This window comes from Sphingopyxis sp. RIFCSPHIGHO2_12_FULL_65_19, from assembly GCF_001830555.1.
GTDB lineage: Bacteria > Pseudomonadota > Alphaproteobacteria > Sphingomonadales > Sphingomonadaceae > Sphingopyxis.
Genome location: NZ_MIAM01000049.1, coordinates 143,164 through 153,969, shown reverse-complemented (window position 1 = coordinate 153,969; position 10,806 = coordinate 143,164). Strand labels below are relative to the sequence as shown.

Below are 10,806 nucleotides of genomic sequence, written 5' to 3'. Positions count from 1 at the left end.
TCATGGACGATCACCACCCCGCTGTCGTTCATGAACATGCCGATCCTGAGCTACATCAAGGAGATCTCGCCGCGGCCCATCCTGTTCGTGCACGGGGAAAACGCCCATTCGCGCTATTTCAGCGAGACGGCATACGCCGCGGCCGCCGAGCCCAAGGAACTGGTGATTATACCCGGCGCGAACCACACCGATCTTTACGATAAGGTCGATGTGATCCCCTTCGACAAGTTCACGACCTTTTTCGAGCAGCTCTTGGCTGGAGGCAAATGATGAAGCTCCTGACCGTAATTGCCTGTATCCTTCCATTGCTGGCGTGCACGCCGGAGCCCGAACAAGGCTCGCGCGCACCAGGCGAGGCGGCCGATGTGCGTAGCGCTGCCGCCGATAGTGCTGCGATGGAACTCAGTCGGAGCGCGGCACGACCGCCCGCCCGCGGGCCAGGCGCATGGTTCACGGGCGCCGTGACCATCACCCCGCTGTTCAACCCGAAAGGGGAGTCGCAGGTTGGCGCAGCCTTGGTGCGCTTCGAGCCGGGCGCCCGCACCGCGTGGCACAAGCACCCGCTGGGGCAGCGTCTCGTGGTTCTCGAAGGGAGCGGGTGGACCCAAGTCGAAGGCGGTCCGATCGAGGCCATCCATGCCGGCGATGTTGTGTGGTGTCCGCCCGACGTGCGTCATTGGCATGGCGCGACCCCGACCAGTGCGATGGCCCACGTCGCCATACAGGAAGCCGAGAATGGCTCACCCGTCGAATGGATGGAGCATGTTCCTGACAATCTTTATGCGAACGGGCCCCAGTGATGCGCCGAGCGGCGATAGCGGTTGGCGCCTTGACGCTAAGCGCTTGCAGCCCTCCTGCAGCGTCGAACAGTCCGGGTGTCGAACCTGGAGGTGACGTCCACAGGGAATCCGCCACGCAAATGGGTTCGCCAAACACTGCAACGGAGAAAGGGATCGGCATGCGTCCGATGGAGATACTGATTGCATCCGATAGCGCTCAACTGAGTGCCAAACTGGCGGGCAACGAGGCGGCGCATGCGCTCGCAGCGATGCTGCCGCTGAAAATACAGATGCGCGATCATCTTCGCCAGGAGAAGACGGGCGTCCTCCCGTCGGCGCTGCCCGACGGCGACCGGAAAACCGAATTTTCGGTCGGCACGCTGGGGTTATGGGGCGACCGGGATTTTGTGATCTACTACCGAGCGGGACATGTTCCTCCGCCGGGAATCGTCGTCCTTGGGCAGGTCCGCGGCGATCTCTCCCTGTTCGACAATTCTGACGGCGTCACAATTTCGCTTCGGCAAGCCGACTGACGACCGCTTGGCTCGTCACAGCGAATGGCCGCTTCTTTCGATCTGAAACCTGAAAGCTGACCGACTGCAATCGGCCAGAAATGTGTGATCTTAGAAAGCGGAGATTCCCGTGATCGCCCGCCCAAGAATGAGGGCATGAACATCATGCGTTCCCTCGTAGGTGTTGACAGTCTCGAGGTTCATCAGATGGCGCATCACGTGATATTCTCCGGCGATGCCGTTGCCGCCGTGCATATCGCGGGCTGCCCGGGCGATGCCAAGGGCATGTCCGACATTGGCCCGCTTGATCATCGAAATCTGCTCGGGCACCATGCGGTCCGCGTCGATGTTCCGGCCCACGCGCAGGCAGGCTTTGAGGTCGAAAGCGATTTGTGTCGCCATGTCGGCTAGCTTTTTCTGGAAAAGCTGCGTCGCTGCGAGTGGTCGGCCAAATTGTTCGCGTTCGAGGCCATATCGGCGCGCGGCGGCGTAGCAGGCTTCGGCTGCGCCGACCGCACCCCAAGCGATACCGAACCGGGCTCGGTTAAGGCAGCCGAACGGCCCCGCGAGGCCGCTCACGCCGGGGAGCAGCGCATCGTCGCTCACCTCCACGCCGTCGAGATGGATACTGCCGGTAATCGAAGTCCGAAGGCTGAGCTTCCCGTCGATCTTCGTCGCCGACAGGCCCTTGGCGCCGCGATCGAGGACGAAGCCACGAATGACATTCGTCTCGCTACACTTTGCCCAGACAATGAAGACATCGGCTATCGGCGCATTGCTTATCCATGTCTTGCTGCCATTCAGGATGTAGCCGCCATCGACCCGATCGGCCCGCGATCGCATCTGCGACGGGTTCGATCCCGCATCGGGTTCGGTGAGGCCGAAACAGCCGATCCATTCGCCGGCCGCAAGTTTCGGGAGATAGCGCCGCCTCTGTGCTTCCGTGCCGTAAGCATGGATCGGGTGCATCACCAGGCTCGACTGCACCGAGAACATCGAACGGTAGCCGGAATCGATCCGCTCGATCTCGCGTGCGATCAGCCCATATCCGACATAGGAAGCACCCGCTCCGCCATATTCGACCGGCACGGTGGGGCCCAGCAAGCCAAGTGACCCGAGTTCCCGAAAGACGTCGACGTCAGTCGTTTCGTTGGCGAAGGCATCGACCACCCGAGGCAGCAACCGATCATGGGCATAGTCTTGCGCCACTTCGCGCATCATGCGCTCTTCGCTCGAAAGCTGGGCATCAAAACCGAACGGGTCGGCCCAGTCAAAGGCTGTTGTCGTCATTTGTATGAGACCATCCACTTGGCTGCGGGGGAGCTCACTGCTCCCCCGCTAGAGGCGACAGGGATCAGAAGTTGGTGCGGAGTTCGACACCATATTGGCGCGGCGCGTTCCACGAGATGAAGCGCGCGCCAAAATTGTCGGACGAGTCCATTCGCGCGACATAGGCCTTGTTCGTCAGGTTGTTGACGAACAGCCGAACGCGGAATTGATCGTCCGGGCTGTCCCAGATGAGTCCGGCATTGATCAGCGCGAAGGCTTCCTGGGTATCGAGCGGGCCGTTAAACTCGCGGAGATAATATCGGCTGCGATAGCTGAGGTCGGTGCGGATCGTGAAGCGGCCAATATCGCTCTCGGCGGTGCGGTAGGCGACGCCAAGGTTGGCTGAAAATTTAGGCGCTTCGTTGAGCCGGTTGCCGTCGAGCAGCTGCACACCGGCGGCAGGATCGAGCCCATCGGTGTTGGAGAAGCGCTTGTAGGTCGCATCGAGATAGGTCGCATTGGCGTTGATCGACCAATGCTCGTCCGGCTGCCAGTCGGCTTCGAGTTCGGCACCCTTGATCGTCGCCGCAGCCGCGTTGGTGATGAAGCGCGCGAGGCCTACGACCTGACTGATCTGGAGGTCGGTATAATCGTAGTAAAAGGCTGACAGGTTGAGCGTCAGCGTGCGGTCGAGAAGCCGTGTTTTGAGCCCGACCTCGTAGGAATCCAGCTTTTCGGGATTGAACTGGTTGCTGCACGCATTGAGGTTGAAGCCGCCCGCCTTGTAGCCTTTGGAGAAGGTCGCATAGGCGTTGGCCGATGGCGAAAATTCATAGCGCGCGCCGATACGCGGCGTCGTCGAGGTGAATTTTGCTTCGTTGGCCGTCAGCGGGCAGGTTTCGATCGTCGCGAACGTGCCGATCGAGATCGTGTTGCGCTGGACCTGCGTCTGCTTTTCCTCGGAGTAGATTCGTTGAAGGCAGCGCGCGATCTGGCGAATTCAGAAGCGGCCAAGGCGGGGGAGGTCCTCAACGCGTCGGGCATTGGCGCCGTATCGCCGGAGATGCTCGCCGAATTCACAACCCGCGCGCGGAAACGCGTGCGTGCTGGCGGCCCAAGGCAACGACGTGACCTGCTGCACCGGTTCGTCCAGAGAGTCGAAGTTCACGACCGACTGATAAGGGTCGGCGGAAGACGCGAATCTCTGCTGAAAACGGTGGTTTCGCTAGGAAATGAACAGGTCAGTGGGCAAGTGCCCTCTGCTGTACTGAAATGGCTCCCCGGGTAGGATTCGAACCTACGGCCGCTCGATTAACAGTCGAGAGCTCTACCGCTGAGCTACCGAGGAACAGGCCGCCGAAGCGGCCAAGGCGGTCCCTTTGCCGCCGGTCGCGGGAATAATCAAGCCCTCAAACGATAAATTGTTCCATCGCGATGCGTTCGTCGAGGCCCTGGTCAGGATCAAACAGCAAAGTCAGCGGCCGGCTGCGGTCGGTGGTGACCAAAACGGTCTTCACATCGCGGATTTCGCGTTGGTCGGCAACGGCGCTGACCGGACGTTTCGCCGCCTCGCGGACGTTGAACCGGATGCTTGTCGATTCGGGGACGAGCGCGCCGCGCCAGCGGCGGGGACGGAATGGGCTGATCGGTGTCAGCGCGAGCATTTCGGATTCGAGCGGCAGGATCGGGCCGTTGGCGCTGAGGTTGTAGGCGGTCGATCCCGCTGGCGTTGCGACCAGCACACCATCACACGCCAGTTCCTCCAGCATCGTCTTTTCGTTGATCATCACCTCGAGCTTTGCCGCCTGGCGCGTTTCGCGCAGCAGCGAAATTTCGTTGATCGCGGGCAGGATATGCCGTTCGCCGCTGATCGTCGTGATGTCGCCCGACAGCGGGTGAATGAGGAAGGGACGCGCCGCGGCGAGCCGGTCGAGCAGCCCCTCGACGCGAAATTCGTTCATCAGGAACCCGATCGTGCCGCGGTTCATGCCGAACACCGGCAGACTGCGGCGCTGATCGAGCAGCTGGTGCAGCATATGCAGCAGGAATCCGTCACCGCCGAGCGCAATCAGCAGGTCGGCTTCTTGCAGGTCCACAAAGTCATAAAGCGGGCGCAACTCGGCCTCCGCCTCCATGGCCGCGGGCGCATTCGATGCGACGAGCGCGATCTTGCGATGCATATTGGTCCGGTTCCCCCGTGCCTTCAATTAACGGGGTGGCCTGTCAGCCGCCCGTTGCACTCATATGACGCGCGACCGCCGGTTTGGACTCTCGTTCGATCTGAAAGTCGTGCGCGCGGGGTTTGCCAGCCAAAGCAGCATCAATCAAGCCATCGACGTCGCCGCCATCGCGCAGCGCCGCGCGCAGGTCGACATGATCATCTTGACCCAGGCACATATAGACGCGCCCTTCGACCGTCAGGCGGATGCGATTGCATGTCGCGCAGAAATTGTCGCTCAGTGGGGTGATGAGGCCGAGCGTTACCGGGCTGTCCTCGACCGCGAAATAGCGCGCGGGGCCGCCAGTGCGCTTGTCGATCGGATAGATGGCGCGCACGTCGCGGAGCGGCGCGATGAAATGGTGGAGCGGGATATAATGATCGCTGCGGTCGTCGGAAATTTCGCCCAGCGGCATCGTTTCGATCAAGCTAAGGTCACACCCGGTTGCCGCGCAATAGTCGAGCATCGGCAGCAACTGGTCGTCGTTGATCCCGGCGAGCGCGACCATGTTGATCTTGATCGCGAGTCCTTCCGCGCGCGCCACATCAATCCCGCGCAGCGCCACGGCCAGGTCGCCGACACGCGTGATATGACGAAAAGCGTGCGGATCGAGGGTGTCGAGACTGACGTTGATCCGGCGCACCCCCGCGGCGACCAGCATCGGCGCATGTTCGGCAAGCCGCATCGCGTTGGTCGTCAGCGTCAGTTCGTCGAGCCCCTTGCCGACCATCGCGCCAAGGCGCATCGCAAGCGTCTCGATTCCGCGCCTTACCAGCGGCTCACCGCCGGTCAGACGGATGCGGTTGATCCCGCGCGCAACGAACCGCTCGGCAAGTTCGCCCATTTCCTCTATGCTCAGCACCGCCGATTTGGGCAGGAAGGTCATGTCTTCGGCCATGCAATAGCGGCAGCGCAGGTCGCAGCGATCGGTGACCGACAGGCGCAAATAGCTGATCCGGCGGCCGATCCCGTCGATCAGGGGTGCCGCGGATGCGGCAGGTTGGGATAATGTGGCAGCCACGCGCATATTGTGATGCAAAAGGCAGGAGCTTGGCAAGCAAAGCCTGCTAGGGAAAATCGATGAATCGCCTTTCCGAAACACTTTCCGCCTGTGTCCGCAAACTCGAAACCCTGCACGCGCGGCACGATGCCGACGCCGGCGTCATCCTGGTCCAGGTCGACCAGATGGCGCGCATCAACAACAGCGCCGGGACAGCTGCGGGTGATTCGGTACTCGACGAGATCGGGCGGCGGCTCGAAAATTTTGCCAGCGACGAATTTGGACAGGGATCGTGCGTCGACCGCCTCGATGGCCCGCGGTTCCTGATCGTGCCCGCCACTCCGATGTCGCTGGGCGCGCTGCGCGCGCAGGAACGCGCGCTGCACGTCGCGCTTGCCGAACCGATCGTCGGCGATCCAAACGGCCGGCTGTCGATCCGCATCGCAGCAGCGCTGATCACCCGCGACGAATCGGTGGCCGAGCAACTCCGCAGCGCTGGCGATCAGCTCGCTCGGCCGGCGTCGGCGCGCGACGGCGTGATGGTCCACGCGGCGCTATCGCGCGACGAGGTCGTCATTCACTACCAGCCCCAATATGATGTCGGCACGGGCGCAATGACGGGGGTGGAGGCACTGTTGCGCTGGCAGCACCCCGAACTGGGCCTGCTGGGTGCCGGGCCGCTGGTCACCGCGGCGCGCGCTGCACGGCTCGAATGCGAGTTGACCGAACATGCCCACCGTGTCGCGCTTGCCGAAATGGCGACGTGGCCCAAGGCGCTCGCAAGGTTGCGCGTGTCGCTCAATATCACCGCCGCGGACCTTGGTGACCCCGAATTTGCCGGGCGCTTTGCGGCGATGGCAAAGGCGGCCAAGGTCGATCCTGACCGCCTGACGCTCGAACTCACCGAACAGGCGATGCTGAGCGACCCGGCGAGCGCCGCCGACCAACTGGCGCAGATTCGCGCGCTGGGCGTTGCGGTCGCGATCGACGATTTCGGCACCGGCTATTCCAGCCTGTCGCTGCTTGCGCGGTTGCCGATCGATTATCTGAAGATCGACAGCGGTTTTACCCGGACGATCGACGGCAGCGACCGCGACCGCATCGTCGTGCGCGCTATCGTCGACCTGGCGCGGGCGTTGGGGCTGCTGGTGGTGGCCGAGGGGATCGAAAATGAACGCCAGCTTGGGCGGTTGTCCGAACTCGGCGTTGCGACGTGGCAGGGGTTCCTGAAATCGGGGCCGGTGCCGTCGGACCAGCTGCTGGCCTTGATGGGCTGATCGTCGCCCCCGCGCAGGACGACGTTACGCGGCCAGCTTCGCCAGCTTCCCCAACCCCTTTGACAGTTGCAGCGCGCCATTGAGGCGGGCGCCGGTGCTGACCCAGTCGCCGCTGATCGACAATTTGTTGTCGGGCCGGATGCGCGCGCGGCCCTTCAGCCGCTCGACATAGGCGATCAGCCCGGGGACGTTCGCGAACTGGTCGCCATGGAAGCTGACCAGCGCGCCCTTGGTGCCGACGTCGAGCTTGGCAATGCCCGCGAGTTTCGCATTTGCCTTGATTTCCATCAACTGGATCAGGTTCGCGGTCTCCGGCGGCAGCGGGCCGAAGCGGTCGATCATCTCGGCGGCGAAGGCGTCGAGCGCCGGACGGTCGCCCGCATCGTTCAGGCGACGATAGAGCGCCATGCGCAGCGGCAGGTCGGGCACATAATCCTCGGGGATCAGGATCGGCGCGTCGACGGTGATGACCGGCGACAAGGCTTCGCGCGGTGGCAACTTGCCCGCGCCCTCGGCTTTGGCGACCAAAATCGCCTCTTCCAGCATCGACTGATAGAGCTCGAATCCGACCTCGCGGATATGCCCCGATTGCTCATCGCCGACGAGATTGCCCGCGCCGCGGATGTCGAGGTCGTGGCTCGCCAGCTGAAACCCCGCGCCGAGCGTGTCGAGATCGCCAAGCAGCTTGAGCCGTTTTTCGGCCGTGTCGGTAATCGCGCCGCCTTCGAGTGTCGTGAGGTAGGCATAGGCGCGGGTCTTCGACCGTCCGACGCGGCCGCGCAGCTGGTAAAGCTGCGCAAGGCCGAAACGGTCGGCGCGATGGACGATCAGCGTGTTTGCGCTTGGAATGTCGAGCCCGCTTTCCACGATCGTCGTCGAAACGAGGACGTCATATTTGCGGTCGTAGAAGGCACTCATCCGCTCTTCGACATCGCCCGGCGCCATTTGACCGTGCGCGACGACATATTTGATCTCCGGCACCCGCGTCCGCAGAAATTCCTCGATATCGGGCAAATCCTTGATGCGCGGGGTGACGAAGAAGCTTTGCCCGCCGCGGTCATGTTCGCGGAGCAGCGCCTCGCGGATCACGACGGGGTCCCATGGCGCGACATAGGTCCGCACCGCCAGGCGATCGACGGGCGGCGTCTGGATCACGCTGAGTTCGCGGAGGCCCGACATCGCCATTTGCAGCGTGCGCGGGATCGGCGTCGCGGTGAGCGTCAGGACGTGGACGTCGGCCTTGAGCTGCTTCAGCCGTTCCTTGTGGACCACACCGAAGCGTTGTTCCTCGTCGACGATGACGAGGCCGAGATTCTTGAACTCGACCGATTTCGCGATGACCGCGTGGGTGCCGACGACGATGTCGATCGTGCCCGCCGACAGGCCATCGCGGGTTTTCTGCGCCTCGCTCGCGGGGACCAGGCGCGACAGGCGACCGATATTGATCGGGAAGCCTTTGAAACGTTCGACGAAGTTCGTGTAATGCTGGCGCGCGAGCAGCGTCGTCGGCACGACAACCGCAACCTGCACCCCTGCCATCGCGGCGACGAAAGCGGCGCGCAAGGCGACCTCGGTCTTGCCGAAGCCGACGTCGCCGCAGACGAGCCGGTCCATCGGGCGCCCCGACGCCATGTCGGCGAGCACATCGCCGATCGCGCGGTCCTGGTCGTCGGTCTCCTGATAGGGAAAGCGGTCGGCAAAAGCGGGATATGCCGCATCCTGCGCGAGCAATTCGCCCGAACGCAGCGCCCGCTGCGCCGCGGTTGCGAGCAGCTCGCCCGCAATCTCGCGAATCCGTTCCTTCATACGCGCCTTGCGGCGCTGCCAGGCTTCGCCGCCAAGCTTGTCGAGCGCGACGCCGTCGCTCTCGCCGCCGTAGCGCGAGAGCACGTCGAGATTTTCGACGGGAACGTAAAGCTTGTCGCCGCCGGCGTAAGTGAGTGCGACGCAGTCGTGCGGACTGCTGCCGACGGGAATCTGCGTCAGCCCCTCATAGCGCCCGATGCCATGGTCGAGGTGGACGACAAGGTCGCCGACGCTGAGCGTCGCGAGTTCGGCGAGGAAGGCATCGGCGCTTTTGCGGCGCTTCTGGCGGCGGACGAGGCGTTCGCCGAGGATATCCTGTTCGGTGAGCAGGCTGATCGCGTCGCTCGCAAAGCCATGGTCGAGCGGCAGGACGACCATTGCAGTTGCGCCGCCGCTTTCCGCCGAGGCGGTGCCCAGCGCATCCTGCCAGCTGTCGGCGGGTGCGAGCGAGGTGACGCCATGATCGCGCAGCAACCCCGACAGGCGTTCGCGCGCGCCGCCCGAATAGCTGGCGATGATCGTTTTGCGGCCCTTGCGGCGCTCGTCGGACAGATGGTCGGCGACCTTGTCATAGACATTGAGATCGGCCGTGCGTTCGGGCGTGAAGTCGCGCGCGGCAAAGGTTTCAAGGTCGACGACCGTCGCAGCAGGCGCAACGTCGAACGGCGTGACAATATGGATGGGGCGCTGCGATGTGGCGCCCGACCAGTCCGCCTCGGTCAGATAGAGCGTTTCGGGCGCGAGCGGGCGATAGCTGCCTGGCGATTCGCGTTCGGCCGCGACGCGGTTGGCGTGATAGTCGGCAATTGCGGCAAAGCGCGTCTCGGCGGTTGCCTCGGTGCGATGGCCGCGCAGCACCGGGGTCGCGGGGTCGATATGGTCGAACAGCGTTGCCAGCCGGTCCTCGAACAGCGGCAGCCAATGATCCATGCCCGCCTGCCGCCGACCCTCGCTCACCGCCTGATAAAGGGGGTCGCCCGTCGACTGTCCGCCGAACAGGTCGCGATAGGCGGACCGAAACCGCTTGATCGTCGCCTCGTCGAGCAAAGTTTCCGACGCGGGGAGCAGTTGCAGCGCCTTGGCGGGACCGAGGCTGCGCTGGTCGGCGGGGTCGAAACGGCGGATGCTCTCGATCTCGTCACCGAAGAAGTCGACGCGCAGGCCGGTTTCCTCGCCGGCGGGGAAGAGATCGAGAATGCCGCCGCGCACCGCGAACTCGCCCTGATCGGCGACGGTATCGACGCGGCTGAAACCGTTGGAGACGAGCAGCTCGGCCAGCGCGTCGCGGTCGATCCGTTGCCCTGCGGCCAGCGTCGTTGCGAGCTGGCGAATGCGAAATGGTGTTAGGGTCCGCTGCGTGATCGCGGCTACCGTCGTCAGGATCAGCTCGCCGCGTTTCGGGGCAAGCTGCAACGCCGAAAGCGTCGCCAGCCGGTCGGCGCTGACACGCATCGACGGTCCGGCGCGGTCGTAGGGGAGGCAATCCCACGCCGGGAAGCGATGGACGATCAGGTCGGGCGCAAAAAAAGGCGCCGCGTCGGCGATCGCCTGCATCGCTGTATCGTCGGTTGCGACATAGACCAGGCGCTTGTCGCTCGCCCGCGCCAGATCGGCGAGCAACAACGGCAGGAAGCCATCGGCGACGCGCGCCAGCGTCAGCGGCGTGGGCGCCGACGCGGTGGCGGCGAAAATTTCGGCGGCGGAGCGGGTCATGGCAGCGGGATATAATCCAGTCGGCGCATCGCGGCGATCATATCGGGTCTGTCGAGATGCGCGGGCGGCTCGCCGGTGCCGAGCGCCCAGGCCATGATGTCGACATCATCTTCCTCGACGACGATCTCGTACCACGCGATCTCTTCCTCGCCCCAACCAGCCGAATAGCGGTCGAAGAACCCGCCGATCATATAATCGGCCTCGCGCGTGCCGCGGTGCCAGGCGCGGAAT

The 10,806-nt window shown here is 63.8% G+C and carries 10 protein-coding genes and 1 tRNA gene; 4 read left to right on the top strand and 7 right to left on the bottom strand.

What is annotated here, in order from left to right; genetic code table 11:
* From A3E77_RS14135 to A3E77_RS14125, 3 genes are all read left to right on the top strand, one after another.
* On the top strand, window positions 1-270 hold a 270-nt coding region (locus A3E77_RS14135; protein ID WP_293647035.1), incomplete at its 5' end, for an alpha/beta hydrolase.
* Complete coding sequence (locus tag A3E77_RS14130) at window positions 270-800, top strand: (R)-mandelonitrile lyase (RefSeq protein WP_366652641.1); 531 nt, start codon at window positions 270-272, stop codon at window positions 798-800. The genes A3E77_RS14135 and A3E77_RS14130, both read left to right, overlap by 1 nt.
* A gap of 119 nt (window positions 801-919) precedes the next feature.
* Complete coding sequence (locus A3E77_RS14125) at window positions 920-1,312, top strand: cyclophilin-like fold protein (RefSeq protein ID WP_293647033.1); 393 nt, start codon at window positions 920-922, stop codon at window positions 1,310-1,312.
* A 90-nt stretch (window positions 1,313-1,402) separates the two neighbouring features.
* Here A3E77_RS14125 and A3E77_RS14120 read toward each other — a convergent pair whose 3' ends face one another.
* The 5 genes from A3E77_RS14120 to moaA form a co-directional block, all read right to left on the bottom strand.
* Window positions 1,403-2,581, bottom strand: a complete 1,179-nt coding sequence (locus A3E77_RS14120; protein ID WP_293647031.1) for an acyl-CoA dehydrogenase — start codon at window positions 2,579-2,581, stop codon at window positions 1,403-1,405.
* Window positions 2,582-2,645: 64 nt separating this feature from the next.
* Entirely contained in the window at window positions 2,646-3,449 is an 804-nt protein-coding gene (locus A3E77_RS14115; protein WP_293647203.1) for a TonB-dependent receptor, read from the bottom strand.
* 384 nt (window positions 3,450-3,833) lie between these two features.
* Window positions 3,834-3,908: transfer RNA gene (locus tag A3E77_RS14110), tRNA-Asn, on the bottom strand.
* Window positions 3,909-3,969: 61 nt separating this feature from the next.
* Entirely contained in the window at window positions 3,970-4,740 is a 771-nt protein-coding gene (locus A3E77_RS14105; RefSeq protein WP_293647029.1) for an NAD kinase, read from the bottom strand.
* A gap of 43 nt (window positions 4,741-4,783) precedes the next feature.
* A complete protein-coding gene (gene moaA, locus A3E77_RS14100) occupies window positions 4,784-5,806 on the bottom strand; it encodes a GTP 3',8-cyclase MoaA (RefSeq protein WP_458574452.1) in 1,023 nt (340 codons plus the stop codon).
* Window positions 5,807-5,859: 53 nt separating this feature from the next.
* On the opposite strand from moaA, the gene A3E77_RS14095 reads away from it, so the two are divergent.
* Window positions 5,860-7,056 carry a GGDEF domain-containing phosphodiesterase gene (locus A3E77_RS14095; RefSeq protein WP_293647025.1) on the top strand — a complete coding sequence of 399 codons (1,197 nt, stop codon included), beginning with the start codon at window positions 5,860-5,862 and terminating at the stop codon, window positions 7,054-7,056.
* Window positions 7,057-7,080: 24 nt separating this feature from the next.
* Here A3E77_RS14095 and mfd read toward each other — a convergent pair whose 3' ends face one another.
* Window positions 7,081-10,575 (bottom strand): transcription-repair coupling factor, encoded by a 3,495-nt coding sequence (mfd, locus tag A3E77_RS14090; protein ID WP_293647023.1) that lies wholly within the window; start codon window positions 10,573-10,575, stop codon window positions 7,081-7,083.
* The coding region (locus A3E77_RS14085) for a succinate dehydrogenase assembly factor 2 (protein WP_293647021.1) at window positions 10,572-10,806 on the bottom strand (235 nt) is incomplete at its 5' end. The genes mfd and A3E77_RS14085, both read right to left, overlap by 4 nt.

Bases quoted from the DNA above. Each gene is read 5' to 3' on its own strand.
- A3E77_RS14130 (WP_366652641.1), top strand. From the start codon at position 270: ATGAAGCTCCTGACCGTAATTGCCTGTATCCTTCCATTGCTGGCGTGC.
- A3E77_RS14125 (WP_293647033.1), top strand. From the start codon at position 920: ATGGGTTCGCCAAACACTGCAACGGAGAAAGGGATCGGCATGCGTCCG.
- A3E77_RS14120 (WP_293647031.1), bottom strand. From the start codon at position 2,581: ATGACGACAACAGCCTTTGACTGGGCCGACCCGTTCGGTTTTGATGCC.
- A3E77_RS14105 (WP_293647029.1), bottom strand. From the start codon at position 4,740: ATGCATCGCAAGATCGCGCTCGTCGCATCGAATGCGCCCGCGGCCATG.
- moaA (WP_458574452.1), bottom strand. From the start codon at position 5,806: ATGCGCGTGGCTGCCACATTATCCCAACCTGCCGCATCCGCGGCACCC.
- A3E77_RS14095 (WP_293647025.1), top strand. From the start codon at position 5,860: ATGAATCGCCTTTCCGAAACACTTTCCGCCTGTGTCCGCAAACTCGAA.
- mfd (WP_293647023.1), bottom strand. From the start codon at position 10,575: ATGACCCGCTCCGCCGCCGAAATTTTCGCCGCCACCGCGTCGGCGCCC.